The 14,888-nt window shown below is 72.9% G+C and carries 13 protein-coding genes; 6 read left to right on the top strand and 7 right to left on the bottom strand.

Features of this window, described 5'->3' with window-relative positions:
- The first annotated feature begins 124 nt into the window (after positions 1-124).
- From ACFOWE_RS13830 to ACFOWE_RS13815, 4 genes are all read left to right on the top strand, one after another.
- Positions 125-1,453: an extracellular solute-binding protein gene (locus ACFOWE_RS13830; protein ID WP_377287697.1), complete on the top strand. Its 1,329-nt coding sequence runs from the start codon at positions 125-127 to the stop codon at positions 1,451-1,453.
- Between the two features lie 2 nt (positions 1,454-1,455).
- Positions 1,456-2,466, top strand: a complete 1,011-nt coding sequence (locus ACFOWE_RS13825; protein WP_377287696.1) for a carbohydrate ABC transporter permease — start codon at positions 1,456-1,458, stop codon at positions 2,464-2,466.
- 62 nt (positions 2,467-2,528) lie between these two features.
- Positions 2,529-3,380, top strand: a complete 852-nt coding sequence (locus ACFOWE_RS13820) for a carbohydrate ABC transporter permease (RefSeq protein WP_377289110.1) — start codon at positions 2,529-2,531, stop codon at positions 3,378-3,380.
- Positions 3,381-3,484: 104 nt separating this feature from the next.
- A complete protein-coding gene (locus ACFOWE_RS13815; protein ID WP_377287695.1) occupies positions 3,485-4,939 on the top strand; it encodes a glycoside hydrolase family 3 protein in 1,455 nt (484 codons plus the stop codon).
- Positions 4,940-5,059: 120 nt separating this feature from the next.
- On the opposite strand, the gene ACFOWE_RS13810 is transcribed toward ACFOWE_RS13815, so the two are convergent.
- Positions 5,060-6,238: an ROK family transcriptional regulator gene (locus tag ACFOWE_RS13810; RefSeq protein ID WP_377287694.1), complete on the bottom strand. Its 1,179-nt coding sequence runs from the start codon at positions 6,236-6,238 to the stop codon at positions 5,060-5,062.
- A gap of 223 nt (positions 6,239-6,461) precedes the next feature.
- Between ACFOWE_RS13810 and ACFOWE_RS13805 the strand changes: the two genes are divergently transcribed.
- Positions 6,462-6,911, top strand: coding sequence for an RrF2 family transcriptional regulator (locus ACFOWE_RS13805; RefSeq protein ID WP_377287693.1), 450 nt, complete (start codon positions 6,462-6,464; stop codon positions 6,909-6,911).
- 100 nt (positions 6,912-7,011) lie between these two features.
- A complete protein-coding gene (locus tag ACFOWE_RS13800; RefSeq protein ID WP_377287692.1) occupies positions 7,012-7,791 on the top strand; it encodes an Fpg/Nei family DNA glycosylase in 780 nt (259 codons plus the stop codon).
- Between the two features lie 19 nt (positions 7,792-7,810).
- Here the strand turns inward: ACFOWE_RS13800 and ACFOWE_RS13795 are convergent, their stop codons facing one another.
- The 6 genes from ACFOWE_RS13795 to ACFOWE_RS13770 all read right to left on the bottom strand — a co-directional run bounded on the left by ACFOWE_RS13795 (position 7,811) and on the right by ACFOWE_RS13770 (position 14,798).
- Positions 7,811-8,200: a helix-turn-helix domain-containing protein gene (locus tag ACFOWE_RS13795; protein WP_377287691.1), complete on the bottom strand. Its 390-nt coding sequence runs from the start codon at positions 8,198-8,200 to the stop codon at positions 7,811-7,813.
- A gap of 207 nt (positions 8,201-8,407) precedes the next feature.
- The gene (locus ACFOWE_RS13790; RefSeq protein WP_377287690.1) at positions 8,408-8,968 is read right to left on the bottom strand and encodes a CinA family protein; all 561 of its coding nucleotides are present in this window, start codon (positions 8,966-8,968) and stop codon (positions 8,408-8,410) included.
- Positions 8,969-9,018: 50 nt separating this feature from the next.
- The gene (gene pgsA, locus ACFOWE_RS13785) at positions 9,019-9,630 is read right to left on the bottom strand and encodes a CDP-diacylglycerol--glycerol-3-phosphate 3-phosphatidyltransferase (protein ID WP_377287689.1); all 612 of its coding nucleotides are present in this window, start codon (positions 9,628-9,630) and stop codon (positions 9,019-9,021) included.
- Positions 9,631-9,655: 25 nt separating this feature from the next.
- Positions 9,656-11,068, bottom strand: coding sequence for a 30S ribosomal protein S12 methylthiotransferase RimO (gene rimO, locus ACFOWE_RS13780; RefSeq protein ID WP_377287688.1), 1,413 nt, complete (start codon positions 11,066-11,068; stop codon positions 9,656-9,658).
- Between the two features lie 70 nt (positions 11,069-11,138).
- The gene (locus ACFOWE_RS13775) at positions 11,139-12,152 is read right to left on the bottom strand and encodes a helix-turn-helix domain-containing protein (RefSeq protein ID WP_377287687.1); all 1,014 of its coding nucleotides are present in this window, start codon (positions 12,150-12,152) and stop codon (positions 11,139-11,141) included.
- 87 nt (positions 12,153-12,239) lie between these two features.
- Positions 12,240-14,798, bottom strand: a complete 2,559-nt coding sequence (locus ACFOWE_RS13770) for an FtsK/SpoIIIE family DNA translocase (protein ID WP_377287686.1) — start codon at positions 14,796-14,798, stop codon at positions 12,240-12,242.
- Positions 14,799-14,888 lie beyond the last annotated feature (90 nt).

The raw sequence follows: 14,888 nt of genomic DNA, 5'->3' as shown, positions 1-14,888 counted from the left end.
GCCGCGGGATGCCAGAGCGCCGACCGTATGGAGGGCGTCTTCGAGCAGGTACGGCGCGGCATGGGGACCGGGCCGCGACCCGAAGCGCGACCCCGACGCGAAGCCGGGAAGGGAGAACCCCACAGTGAAGATCACGAAGATCGCCGTCGCGACGGCCACCACGGCCGCCCTGGCCCTGGGTCTCGCCGCGTGCGGCTCCAGCGAGCCCGCGCAGAACGACACCGGGACGAAGGCCGACGCCTCCGCAGGCGGGCCGAAGTTCGCGGGCCAGACGCTCACCCTGTGGCGTCTCGGTGAGAGCAACCCGGCCGCCCAGAAGTACACCGACGACCTGGTCGCCGCCTTCAAGCAGCAGAGCGGCGCCGAGGTCAAGGTCGAGTGGATCCCGTGGCCCCAGGTGAACGACAAGTTCACCGCGGCCGCCGCGGGCGGCGCCGGCCCGGACGTCACCGAGATCGGCAACGACCAGGTGCCGCTCTGGCGCAGCCAGGACGCCCTCCACCCGATCACCTCGATCTTCAGCGGCGGCGAGCAGGCCGAGATCCCGAAGAACCTGCTCTCCCTGGAGACCGACGCCGGCGAGATCTACGCCTCGCCGTGGGGCATGGGCACCCGCGCCGTGCTCTACCGCAAGGACTGGTTCGACGAGCTGAAGATCGAGGTCCCGAAGACCTGGGACGAGCTCGTCGCGGCGGCCAAGAAGATCCAGAAGGACAAGGGCAAGGACGTCGACGGCTTCGCCTTCAACGGCGGCTCCGACGCCAACCACCTCCTCGGCTCGCTCGCCTGGGCCGAGGGCGGCGACTACGCCGTCAAGGAAGGCGACAAGTGGGTCGGCAAGCTGACCGAGCCGGGCTTCAAGGCCGGTTTCGCCACCTACACCAGCCTCGTCACCGAGGGCCTGTCCGGCAAGTCCCGCCTCACCCAGAACTCCGCCGACATCCGCACCCGCTTCGCCAACGGCAAGGTCGGCATGTACCTGACCGCCGGCTGGGACATCGCCACGATCAAGGAGGAGAGCTCCGGCAAGGTCGACGAGGCGAAGATGGCCTTCTTCCCGCTCCCGACCAAGAGCGGCGGGGCGGCCCCGGCCTTCTTCGGCGGCAACGACATCGCCGTCTGGAACGACGCCGAGAACAAGGAGCTGGCGACCGAGTTCGTGAAGTTCGCCACCACCAAGGAGTGGGCGGGCCGGTACGCCTCCGAGGGCGGCCTGCTCCCGATCTACCCCGAGCACCTCGAGAAGCTGAAGGAGGACCCGGCGCAGGCCCCGTTCGCCGAGGCCTTCGCCAACGCCCGCGCCCTGCCGGCCGACTCCAACTGGACCGAGGCCGGTGAGACCAAGGCCGTGCTGCAGAACGCCGCGGTCTCGGTCATCGAGGGCAAGGCCGGCGCCGACGAGGCCCTGGCCAAGGCCAACACGGAACTCGAAGAGATCCTGAACCAGCAGTAACCATGGCGAACACGTCAACGATCGCCCGGGGCGGAGGCGACTCCTCCGCCCCGGCGCGGCGTCCTCCGCGCTCCCGGCGGCAGGCGAAGGCGAGCGGGATGCCCGCCTGGCTCGTCCCCTACGTCCTGCTCGCCCCCGGGCTCCTGGTCATCGCCGGACTGCTGCTCTACCCGACGATCCAGATGCTCATCATGTCCTTCCAGAAGGTGGGGCTGCGCCAGATCCGCGGCGTGCCGGCCGACTGGGTGGGCGGTGAGAACTACACCCAGATCTTCGAGAGCGAGATCTTCTGGTCCTCGCTCCGCAACACCGTCGTCTTCGCCGTCGTCACCGTGACGCTCACGCTGGTCCTCGGCACCGCGGTCGGCGTCCTGCTCAACAAGCTGAGCAAGAGGATGTCCACGTTCGTGGTCGTCGGCATCATGTCCGCCTGGGCCGTGCCGCCGGTCGCCCAGGGCGTCATCTGGCGCTGGCTCGCCGACGCCGACGCCGGAATGATCAACTGGGCGCTCAACCTGCTCCCCGACTGGTTCTCGGAGCTGCTGTTCGGCCGGGCCGACTGGACCGGCGAGCCCTGGCTCAACGACGCGTTCACGGTCTACCTGGTCCTGATCGTCTGCGTGGTCTGGGCCTCGTTCCCGTTCATCGCGGTCTCGGTGCTCGCCGGCCTCAAGGGCATCCCCGCCGAGCTCTACGAGGCGGCCCGGGTCGACGGCTCCAGCGCCTGGCGGACCTTCAGGAAGATCACCTTCCCCCTGCTCAAGCCGGTGTTCTCGGTGCTGACGATCCTGTCGGTCATCTGGAACTTCAAGGTCTTCAGCCAGCTGTACGTGCTGATGGGCGGGCCGACCAACCGCGAGGCGTTCAACCTGTCGATGTTCTCCTTCGCCGAGGCCTTCCGCAGCCCGCCGAAGATGGGCAGCGGCGCGGCGATCGCGGTGGTGCTCACCGCCCTCCTGCTCGTCGTCACCGCCGTCTACGTCCGGCAGATCGTGAAGACGGAGGAGATGTGACGAGCTCTCTCACCGGCGGCCGTCCGGCCTCCGCCCCCAGGCGTCCGGCGCCGGGCGGGCGGATCGACCCCCGCACCCGCAGACGCCTGGGCACCGCCGCGCTCAACGCGACCGGCGTCCTGGTCTTCCTGTTCGCGGTCTTCCCCGTCTACTGGATGGTCTCCACCGCGTTCAAGACCAACGACCAGATCTTCACCACCGACTTCATCCCCGTCCCGACGGAGATCACCTTCGAGCACGTGGAGCGGGTGCTCACCGAGGGCGTGGCCGGCAACTCCATCTGGGTCTACATGCGCAACAGCGCCGTCGTGGCCCTGGGGACCGTGCTCATCGGCGCCGTCTTCGCGCTGCTGGCGGCCACCGCCATCTCGCGCTTCCGGTTCCGGGGCCGCACCACCTTCCTGATCACCCTGCTGATCGTCCAGATGATCCCGGCCGAGGCGCTGCTCATCCCGCTCTTCCTCAACGTCAGGCGGCTCGGCCTCTACGACCAGCTGCTCGGCCTGATCGTGATCAACGTCGGCCTGACCCTGCCCTTCGGCATCTGGATGCTGCGCACGTTCGTCGCCGCGGTGCCCAAGTCGCTGGAGGAGGCGGCCTGGATCGACGGCGCGAGCCGGTTCACGACCTTCCGGAAGGTCCTGTTCCCCCTGGTGGCCCCCGGACTGGTGGCGACGAGCATCTTCTCGTTCATCACCGCCTGGAACGAGCTGATCTTCGCCCTCATGCTCATGTCCGACTCCTCCGGCTACACCATGCCCGTCGCGCTCCAGTTCTTCTTCGGGCAGCGCGGGACCGACTGGGGAGCGATCATGGCCGGCTCCACGATGATGACCGTCCCGGTCGTCGTCTTCTTCCTCCTGGTGCAGCGGCGCATGGTCTCCGGCCTCGTCGCGGGCGCCGTCAAGGGCTGATCCCCGCCGCCGGTACGGCTCCGCGCCCACGAGGCACGGGCCGGACCGGCAGGCCCGCCCTCCACGCGATCTCCCCGACCTCAGGCAAGGAGCTTTCTACCGCCATGTCCGACTTCACTGTGGGTCCCGGCGACCGGGGGCTGTACCGTCTCGCGGCCGGCACGCTGCTCGTCGCGTTCCGGGGCACCACCTCCCCCGAGTGGGTCCTCCGCGAGCTGGAGAACGGGCTCGGCGGCGTCACCCTCTTCGGCTTCAACGTCGCCGACCCGGTCCAGCTCGCCGCCCTGACCAAGAGCCTGCGCGCGGCCGGCGACCCGGTCGTCTCCCTGGACGAGGAGGGCGGGGACGTCACCCGGCTCGCCTACCACGTGGGCAGCCCCTACCCCGGCAACGCCGCCCTCGGCGCCGTGGACGACACCGGGCTGACCCGCGATGTCTACCGCGCCATCGGCGACGAGCTGGCCGCCTGCGGCGTCAACCTGGACATGGCGCCGGACGCCGACGTCAACACCGCCGACGACAACCCGGTCATCGGCACCCGCGCGTTCGGCTCGGACAGCGCGCTCGTCGCCCGGCACACCGTCGCCGCCGTCCACGGCCTGCAGTCGGCGGGGGTGGCCGCCTGCGTCAAGCACTTCCCCGGTCACGGCGCCACCCGCCAGGACTCCCACCTGGAGGTCCCGCTCGTCGACGCCTCCCTGGACGTGCTGCACGAACGGGAGCTCGTGCCCTTCCGCGCCGCCATCGAGGCCGGCGCGAAGTCGGTCATGACCGCGCACGTCCAGGTGCCCGCCCTGACCGGCGAGCTGCCCGCGACGCTGTCGGCGGCCGCGCTGACCACCCTGCTCCGCGGCGAGCTGGGCTACGACGGCGTCGTCATCTCCGACGCCCTCGACATGCGGGCCATCACCGACACCTACGGCCTGGCCGGCGGCGCGGTGCTCTCCCTGGCCGCCGGGACCGACCTGCTCTGCCTCGGCCCGCTCCCCACCGAGGAGGACGTCCGGGCGATCATCTCCGAGATCGTCGCCGCGACCCGGGACGGCCGCCTGCCGGTGGCGCGCCTGGAGGAGGCCGCCGGGCGGGTGGCCCGCCTGCGCGCGTGGTTCGGCGAGCCCCGTCAGGCCCCCGCCGCCGAGAGCACGATCGGCCTGACCGCCGCCCGGCGCGCGGTCAGCCTGACCGGCCCGGCTCCCGTGCTCGCCGACCCGCTCGTGGTCGAACTGGAGACCCCTCCGACCATCGCGGTCGGCGACGTGCCCTGGGGTTTCGCTCCCTGGCTGCCGGAGACCGAGGTGCTCCGGGTCCGGCCGCAGGACGCGGACGTGCCGGGCATCCTGGAGCACGCGGCCGGCCGCTCCCTGGTCCTCGTGGTCAAGGACGCGCACCGCTACCCGGACAGCCGCTCGGTGGTGACCGCCCTGCTCGCCGTCCGTCCCGACGCCGCCGTGGTGGAGATGGGGCTGCCGATCTGGCGTCCGGCGGCCGCGACCTATCTGGCCACCTACGGGGCCGCCCGGGCCAACGCCCAGGCCGCGGCCGAACTGCTCGGGGTCTGACCGGGCCCTCCGGCCCTCCACCGAGCGGCCGGAGCCCCGCCCCGGGCACGTGGGCGGTCCGGTCCGGCGGACCCCGGACCGGACCCCGCCCTGCCCGCCGGGCACGGGCCGCGTCCGGCGTCAGGACGCGAAGATCTCCTCCCGCGCGTGCTCCAGTGCCTCGAGCACCGCCCCGCGCAGTACGGGGTTGCCTTCCACCTCGCTGACCGCCACCTCCGGGCGGACCGGGCAGATCCGGGCGACGGCCTCCTCGATCCGCGAGGTGAGGGCGCTCCCTCCCGCCCTGCCGACCTCGCCGGCGAGCACCACCAGGCCGGGATCGAGCACGACGCAGACCGAGGCCACGCCCAGCGCCAGCCGCCCGGCGATCTCGTCCAGCAGCGCCTGCCCCCGCTCGCCCGCCTCGGCCGCGGCGGCCACGCACTCGGCGGCGCTCCGCCCGGCGAAGCCGTGCGAGGCGGCCAGTTCGGTCACGGCCTCCGCGCTCACCAGCGACTGCAGGCCGCCCGCGAGGGACGGCAGCCGCCCCGGCACCGCCCGCACGTCCTCGGCCAGCGGCACACCCGGCACCGGCAGGTAGCCGATCTCCCCGGCGCTGCCGGACCGGCCCCGGTGCAGCCGGCCGCCGAGCACGACGCCCAGGCCGATGCCGCGGCCGGCCCAGAGCAGCACGAAGTCGTCGACGCCGCGGGCCGCGCCCAGGGCGCGCTCGGCGACGGCGACGAGGTTCACGTCGTTCTCGATCCTCACGTCGCGGCGCAGGTCCCGGGCGAGCGCCTCGTGGATGCCCTCGTGCCAGCCCGGCAGGTCGAAGGAGAAGCGCACGTCGCCGGTGCGCGGATCGACGACGCCGGGGGTGCCGATCGCGATCGCGCGCAGCCGGGAGATCGCCACCCGGGCCGAGCGGCACGCCTTGACCACCGCGTCGTGCACGAGCGCGACCGGGTCCTCGTGCCCGGCGGGGGCGACCGTCGCCTCGCCGACGATCCTGCCCTGGATGTCGGCCACGGCGGTGGTGACGAACTCCGGCCCGACGTCCAGGCCGGCCACGTAGGCGGCGGAGGAGACCACCCCGTAGAGGGCCGCGTTCGGGCCCCTCCCTCCGGCCTGCTCCCCGATCACCTCGACGAGCCCACGCTCCTCCAGGCGGGCGAGCGTCTGCGACGCCGTCACCTTGGACAGACCGGTGAGCTCCCCGATCCGCCCTCTCGTCAGCGGACCGGAGGTGAGCAGCAGTTCCAGGGCGGCCCGGTCGTTGATCTCCCTCAGCAGCCTGGGCACGCCAGGACGTCGCTCCATATGCATGCTTTCTTTTCGGCGTTGTCCGTCGCCGCCCCGGCCGGGCGAGATTGGCGGTCCGTCGTCGGTGAATTTTCCCGAGAGTTTAGCGCGCGAAGACTCCGGAGCGGGTGAGCGCTGGGAGCGCTCCCCTGTGCGGCCCGCCCCGCTGCGGCTCCGCCGGGCACCTGTCCGGCGGGACCTCGCGCCCGAGTGGTCGCCCGCAGGCGGGATAATCGATCGCATGCGCCTATCTGCTCGTGTCGACTATGCCCTGCGTGCCGCCGCCGAACTCGCCGCCGCAGGCGAGGGGCCAACCACCGTGGGCGAGCTCGCCGAGGAGCAGAAGATGCCGCCCAAGTACCTGGAGAACATCCTGCTCCAGATGCGCCGCGCCGGCCTGGTCCGCGGTCAGCGCGGTCCGGAGGGCGGTTACGTGCTGGCCCGTCCCCCGGCGGAGATCAGCCTCGCCGACGTGATCCGCGCCGTGGACGGCCCGCTGGCCAACGTCCAGGGCAAGCGGCCCGAGCATGTCAGCTACCACGGGCCCGCCGAGTCGCTGCAGCAGGTCTGGATCGCGCTGCGCGCCAGCGAGCGGGCCATCCTGGAGGAGGTCACGCTGGAGAGCGTGGCCACCGGCGCGCTCCCCGAGCGGGTCCGCGAGCTCGCCGCCGACCCCGCCGCCTGGGACTGACGGTCCCGCCCCGTCGGCCTCCGCCCCGTTCCGCCCCGCCGCGGAGGCCGACGGGGCGCGGACACCACCTTCCCGTGCACCCCGCGGATACCCTGGCCCCATGCCCGAGGGTGACGTCGTCCACCGGACCGCCGGACGGCTCGGCCGGGCGCTCGACGGCCGGGTCCTGACCCGCTCCGACTTCCGCGTGCCCCGGCACGCCACCGCCGATCTGACCGGCCGGACCGTGCTGGAGACCGTCGCCCGCGGCAAGCACCTGCTCACCCGGGTCGAGGGCGGGCTGACCGTCCACACCCACCTGCGGATGGACGGCGACTGGCTCGTCTCCCCCGCCGGCCGCCGGACGCCCCCGGGCGACCGGGTGCGGCTGGTGCTCGCCAACGCCGAGTGGCAGGCCGTGGGCGTACGGCTCGGCATGGTGGACCTGCTGAGGACCGCCGACGAGCGCCGGGTCGTCGGGCATCTCGGCCCCGACCTGCTCGGCCCGGACTGGGATCCGGAGGAGGCCGTGCGGCGGCTGACGGCCGATCCGGAGCGGACCGTCGGCGAGGCCCTGCTCGACCAGCGCAACCTCGCCGGGATCGGCACGATCTACCGGGCGGAGACGCTCTTCCTCGCGGGGGTCTCGCCGTGGCGGCCGGTGGGAGCGCTCGACGACGTGAGGGCGGTCGTGGAGATCGCGCACAGGCTGCTGGAGGCGAACAAGGACCGGACGGACCGGGTGACCACCGGTGATCCCCGTCCGGGGCGGGGGGCGTGGGTCTACGGCAGGGCGGGCCGGGCGTGCCTGCGCTGCGGGAATCGGGTCAGCCGGGGAGAGATGGGGGCACAGCCGCAGGAACGGCTGATCTACTGGTGCCGTCGCTGCCAGCCGGAGTGACCCGGCCGGCCCCCGGCGCCTAGGCGGCGACCATGTCCTTCACCTCGGGGGTGTGCTCGATGGGCGGCACGACCGCCCGGAAGCCCTCGAAGGCGTCCTCCGGGAGGGAGGCGGGCACCGTCTCGGGGATGCGCTCCCGCTCGGGAACGTCGGCGAGCACCGGGGCGTGCTGGAGCTCGGCCAGCGCGAACTGGTCGGAGACCTCACGGAACACCTGGGAGAGCGGCACGCCGAGAGCGCCGCAGATCGACGCGAGCAGCTCGGAGGAGGCCTCCTTCTGACCGCGCTCCACCTCGGACAGGTAGCCGAGGGAGACCCGGGCCAGTGTCGAGACCTCGCGCAGGGTGCGCCCCTGCCGCACCCGCAGCCGCCGCAGCACGTCACCGAGCAGCTGACGCAGCAGGACCATCTGTCGCTCCCTCCCCGGCGCGGACGTCTTCGCGACGCTCCGCGCGATCGGTTCGTGCCGCCCGTTCTTCGAACGCGACCCTTCGTACATTCGCCTCGCCGTCATCATCGCTTGACGCTGCCCTCAGTCACAGCTCCACCGTACCCGTATCGGCCGACATCGCGGCAGAGCGCGGGGAGCATGTTCGCTGGGGACGTAACGCGGTAATCACCCGGAATGTTCCCCGGGCTCCGTCTCCAGCGCGCCCCGGAGCAGGTCCACGGCCTCGTTCGCGGTGCATCGCCGGATCTCCTCACGCGTCCCGTTCAGATGCAGGTCCCGATGCCATACCCGCCCGGCGGGCCCGCTAACAGCCAGGTGCACGGTTCCGACGGCCTTTCCGTCCTGCGGGTCGGGGCCGGCCACACCGGTGGCGGCCAGGCCGTACGTGGCGCCGGTGAGCTCGCGCACCCCCGCCGCCATGGCCGCCGCGACGCCGGGGTGCACGGCCCCCTCGCGTTCCAGCAGGTCCGCGGGGACGCCCAGCAGGCGGTGCTTGAGCTCGGTGGCGTAGGACAGGACCCCGCCGACGAAGGCCGCGGACGCGCCCGCGGGCGCGGTCAGCGCCGCGCCGATCAGTCCCGCGGTCAGCGACTCGGCCACCGCGACCGTCTCCCCCCGCCCGGCGAGCAGGGCGATCACCCGGGCCGCCTCCGGCGCGGCGGAGGTCGTGCCGGATCCGGTGGCGGCCACAGCGGCGGACCCGGTGGCGGACCCGGTGGCGGCCATCCCCCGCGAAGGCTCCCGCCCGGGCGCGGCCGCGGAGCCCGGCGGAGGCGTCACGAGGCGGCCCGTGCCCGCTTGGCCACCTGCCGGAGCTTGACGGCCCGGACCACGTAGTCCAGGCCCGTTCCGGCGGTCACGGCGACCGCCGCCCCCATGACGACCCAGCGGACCGTCTCCGGCACGCCCGGCAGGATGTAGCAGGTGATGGCGAGCATCTGCAGGACGGTCTTCACCTTGCCGCCGTAGCTGGCCGGGATCACCCCGTGCCTCAGGACCGCGAAGCGCAGCAGGGTGACGCCCGCCTCCCTGCCCAGGATCACCGCGGTGACCCACCAGGGCAGCTCGCCCAGGACCGACAGCCCGACCAGCGCCGCCCCGGTCAGGGCCTTGTCGGCGATCGGGTCGGCGATCTTCCCGAAGTCGGTGACCAGGCCGTAGCGGCGGGCCAGCTCGCCGTCGAGCAGATCGGTGAGCGAGGCCACCAGGAACACCACCAGCGCGGTCATCCGCCAACCGGTGCCCGGCAGGAAGAGGCAGACCACGAAGAACGGCACCAACGCCAGCCGTACCACCGTCACGGCGTTGGCGATGTTCCACAGGCTCACCTTCCGGCGGCCCGCGGATGCCGGCGTCACGCCGGCGCCGGTCTCCGGCGTGTCGGTCATGCGCTCTCCCGGCCCGGCGGCGCGCTCACGGGGCGGCCTTGATGCGGGCGATCAGGTCGACGCCCTCGGAGTCGACCACGACGGCCCGGACGATCTGGCCGGGGACCAGGCCGATGCCCTGGACGGTGACGCAGCCGTCGACCTCGGGCCCCTGATGGGCCGCGCGGCCCTCGTAGCCGCCGTCCCCGAGGTCCTCCTCGATGAGGACGTCCACCTCGGTGCCGATGCGCTCCTCGGCCCGCTGGGCCATGAGCTCCTCGGCCAGCTCGGTGAGCGCGGCCACCCGCGCGTCGACGACCTCCTGCTCCAGCTTCCCGGGCAGCGACGCGGCCTCGGTGCCCTCCTCGTCCGAGTAGCCGAAGACACCGATCACGTCGAGCCTGGCCTCCTGCAGGAAGTCCACCAGCTCGCCGAACTCCTCCTCGGTCTCGCCGGGGAAGCCCACGATGAAGTTGGAGCGCACCCCCGCCTCGGGAGCGGCGGCCCGGATGGTCTCCAGCAGCTCCAGGAAGCGCCGGGGGTCGCCGAAGCGCCGCATCCGGCGCAGCACCGGACCGGAGGCGTGCTGGAAGGACAGGTCGAAGTACGGCGCCACGCCCTCGGTGCCGGCGATCGCTTCCAGCAGGCCGGGGCGGAGCTCGGCGGGCTGCAGGTAGCTGACCCGCACCCGCTCGATGCCCTCGACGGCGGCGATCTGCGGCAGCAGCTTCTCCAGCGCCCGCAGGTCGCCCAGGTCCTTGCCGTAGGAGGTGGAGTTCTCGCTGACCAGCACGAGCTCCTTGACGCCCTGCTCGGCCAGCCACGCGGCCTCGCCGAGCAGCTCCTCGGGCCCGCGGGAGACGTAGGCGCCGCGGAAGGCCGGGATGGCGCAGAACGTGCAGCGCCGGTCGCAGCCGGAGGCCAGCTTCAGGGAGGCCACCGGCCCGTCGCCCAGGCGCCTGCGCAGCGGCCGGGGGCCGCTGGCGGGGGCGACCCCCTCGGGCAGCTCTCCGCCGTGGCCGGGGATGGCCGCCTTGGGCGCGGCGGCGCGCTCGACCGGCGAGATCGGCAGGAGCGTCCGGCGGTCGCGCGGGCTGTGCGGGACGAGCGGCCGCCCCTCCAGCACGTCGTCGAGGCGCGCGCCGATCTCGGTGTAGTCGTCGAAGGAGATGACGGCCGCCGCCTCCGGCAGCGCCTCGGCGAGCTGGTCGCCGTACCGCTCGGCCATGCAGCCCGCAGCGACCACCTTGGCCCCGGAGTCGGCCGCGGCGAGCAGCGTGTCGATGGAGTCCTTCTTCGCTGAGTCGATGAAGCCACACGTGTTGACGACGATGACGTCGGGGTCGTCGTCGCCCAGCTGCCAGCCGGCAGCCTCAAGCCGCGCGGCGAGCTCCTCGGAGTCGACCTCGTTGCGCGCGCAACCCAGTGTGATCAGCGATGCGGTTCGGCGGGATGACATGGTGAACACTACGGTATCGGGAGTTGGCCACTACCGATGCACCTCCCCCGTTCCCACCTGCCGGCCGGACCTAGCGGCGGTCGGGCGCGGGAGCCTCGTAGGAGCGCCTGACGGTCTGTCCCGAGCGGCCCGGAGCACCGAGGTCCTCCCCGTTCACCTGCACCGAGACCGCGCCCGCGTCACCGAAGGTGACCTTCATCCCCTTCTTCGCCTTCCACTGGGCGCTCTTGCCGGCCTTCAGCGTGCCCGAGAAGATCTTCCTTCCGTCCGCGTCCCGCACGCTCAGCTTCGAGGAGCGCTCCGCCCTGACCTCGAGCACGACCTCCTCGCCGCGGCGGGCCTCGGAGGCCGAGGCGGCTCCGCGCGCCGGGTCGGCGGCCGTGCCGGGCGCGGGCTGCACCCCCGGCGCTCCCGGTGCCGGCGGCATGCCCGGGGCGGGGGGCATGCCCGGGGCGGGCGGCACGGTGGGCGCTCCGGGCTGGGGCGGCGGTGGAAGGGAGGGCAGCGTGGGGGCGGCGACCGGCCGGGTCTCCGTCGTCGTGTCCCCGGCCCCGCCCATCGTCCGCACCACGCCGAACGCGACGACGACGGCCAGCGCGACGGCCATGGCCAGCGTCCAGTTCGGCGAGCGGCGCTCACGGATCTTGATGGGCCGGTCGGCCTGGAACACGCTGGCCGCGCGGACCGGGAGCGGCACGCCGCCGTGCTGCTCGTCGAACTCGCAGACCAGGGCCTCGGGGTCCAGCCCGACGATCCTGGCGAGATTGCGCACGTGCCCCCGCGCGTAGAAGTCGCCCCCGCACAGGGAGAAGTCGTCCCGCTCGATGGCGTGGATCAGCGTGGCGCGCAGGCAGGCCCGCGCGCTCAGTTGCTCGACGGTCAGGCCCGCGGCCCGGCGGGCCTCGGCCAGGGTCCGCCCGATGCTCGTGCGGGCACCGCGCGGCACCCGGGCGTCCGCGCCGGGACCCATGTCCGCGCCGGGACCCATGTCCGCGCCGGGACCCATGTCCGTGCCCGTGCCCGTGCCCGTGCCCGCGTCCGTGACGGCACCGCCGGAGTCGGCTCTGTCTTTCTCCTCGTTCACTGGTGCACGCTCCCCCGCTCGTTGACGTTGCGTAGCGAGTCCCATTCAATCAGTGATGAGAGGATCGTCACTCTCGGGGGGTACCCCCTACCCCTCTCCGCGCAGGTCGGCCAGGAGGCCGGGCAGCTCGTCCGGCTTGACCAGCACCTCCCGCGCCTTCGAACCCTCGCTGGGGCCGACGACGTTCCGGCTCTCCAGCAGGTCCATCAGGCGACCGGCCTTGGCGAAGCCCACCCGCAGCTTCCGCTGGAGCATGGAGGTCGAGCCGAACTGGGTGGTCACGATCAGCTCGGCCGCCTGGACCAGCAGGTCGAGGTCGTCGCCGATGTCCTCGTCGATCTCCTTCTTGGCCGTGGCGGAGGCCGTCACGTCGGGGCGGTACTCGGCCTGCATCTGGGACTTGCAGTGCGCGACGACCTCGGCGATCTCCTTCTCGGAGACGAAGGCGTTCTGCAGCCGCATGGGCTTGCTCGCGCCCATGGGCAGGAAGAGCGCGTCGCCCTGCCCGACCAGCTTCTCCGCGCCGGGCTGGTCGAGGATGACCCGGCTGTCGGCGAGCGAGGAGGTGGCGAAGGCCAGGCGCGAGGGCACGTTCGCCTTGATCAGGCCGGTGACGACGTCCACCGAGGGGCGCTGGGTGGCGATGACCAGGTGGATGCCGGCCGCACGGGCGAGCTGGGTGATGCGGACGATGGAGTCCTCGACGTCGCGCGGGGCGACCATCATCAGGTCGGCGAGCTCGTCGACGATCACCAGCAGGTAGGGGTAGGGCTGGTAGACCCGCTCGCTGCCGGGCGGGGGCACCAGCTTGCCCGCGCGCACCGCCTTGTTGAAGTCGTCCACGTGCCGGAAGCCGCTGGCGGCCAGGTCGTCGTAGCGGCGGTCCATCTCCCCCACCACCCACTCCAGGGCCTCGGCGGCCTTCTTCGGGTTGGTGATGATCGGCGTGATGAGATGCGGGATGCCCTCGTAGACCGAGAGCTCCACCCGCTTGGGGTCGACCAGGACCATCCGGACCTCGTCCGGGGTGGCGCGCATCAGGATCGAGGAGATCAGCCCGTTGACGCAGACCGACTTGCCCGCGCCGGTGGCGCCCGCGATGAGCAGGTGCGGCATCTTGGCCAGGTTGGCCACTATCGTGCGGCCCTCGACGTCCTTGCCGAGGCCGACGATCATCGGATGGTGGTCGGCCTGGGCCACCGGCGAGCGCAGGATGTCACCGAGCGAGACGAGGTCCTTGTCGGTGTTCGGGATCTCCACGCCGATCGCCGACTTGCCCGGGATGGGCGAGAGGATCCGCACGTCGGCCGACTTGACCGCGTAGGCGATGTTCTTGGTGAGCGCGGTGACCTTCTCGACCTTGACCGCCGGGCCGAGCTCGATCTCGTAGCGGGTCACCGTCGGCCCCCGGGTGAAACCGATCACCTGGGCGTCGATGCCGAACTGCTCCAGCACGCTGGTCAGCGCGTCGACCACGACGGTGTTGGCCTTGGTCTGCGGCTTGGGCGCGGTGCCCGGGCGCAGGATCCGCGTGTCGGGCAGCTCGTACGGCCCGGCCTGCGGCGAGAGCACCAGCTGCTCCACCTTGCGCGGCGCCGGGGTCGGGGCGGGCGGTTCCGGGATGATGGGCAGCGTCCGGGCGGCCGGGGCCTCCTCCTCGTCCAGCAGCCCGGGCACGATCTCCGGGGAGTGCCCGGCGAGCCTGTCCGGCGTCTCGGCGATGACCGGCGTGTCGTACGGCTTGACGCCGTCGCCCGGTTCCTCGGCTCCCGGCTCGGCGCCCGCCCGGCCGCCCGGCCGCTTCCTCGCGGTCTTCTTGCCGGGCGTCCGGGGCCCGGCCGCCGGGACGGAGGCCTCCCGGTTGAAGATCATGTGCCTGATCTCGGCGAGCCGCTCCGGGATGCGGTGCACCGGGGTCGCGGTGATCACCAGGACGCCGAAGCCGGACAGCAGCAGCAGCAGCGGGATGGTGATGAAGGCGGGCAGGATGCTGGCCGGGGGCGCCGCGATGATGAAGCCGACCATGCCGCCGGCGGCGGAGACCTTGTCCATGCCGTCGGTGGGGCCGCCCGAGGGGTACGGCGTGCCGTGCGCGACGTGCACGATGCCGAGCACGCCGACGGCCAGGGCGGACCAGCCGATCATCATCCGGCCGGTGTCGGGGCTCTGGTCCGGGTAACGCAGGATCCGCCAGGCCAGCAGGGCCAGCAGGACCGGGATCACCCAGGTCAGCGAGCCGAAGATGCCGCGCATGACGGCGTCGGTCACCTTGGAGACGGTGCCCGTGGGGGTCCGCCAGGTCATCGCGGCCAGCACGACCGCCCCCGCGAACACGGCCAGCCCGAGGCCGTCGCGGCGGTGCACCGGGTCAAGCTCCCGCGCGTTCTGCCCCACGGCCCGGGCCGCGCTGCCGATGCCGGCGGCGAGCAGCATCCAGATGCCCGCGAACAACTTGGCGATCATGGTGAAGACCCAGCCGAGCGGGTCCGGCTGGGACGGGGCCGGCTTGCGCGCCGGGGCGGGCCGGGGACGGGCGGCGGACGGCCGCCGGGCGGGAGCCGTACGGGCAGGGGTGGGCCTCGACCGGCTGGAGGTTCCCTTGGCCGGAGTTCTTCCTGAGGCGCCTTTGGACGTACGGGGGGCCATGGTAGGCAGGTTAACGATCGAGGAGGCGGATCGCGCGGAGGCTCGCCGTACGGAGGGCGGGGCGGGCCGCCGCCGGCGCGGAGATCCCCG

The sequence above is a fragment of the Planomonospora corallina genome (assembly GCF_042650625.1).
In the GTDB taxonomy this organism is placed as follows: domain Bacteria; phylum Actinomycetota; class Actinomycetes; order Streptosporangiales; family Streptosporangiaceae; genus Planomonospora_B; species Planomonospora_B corallina.
Note: the sequence above shows the minus strand (reverse complement) of the source record. Positions and strands in the feature narration are given on the sequence as shown.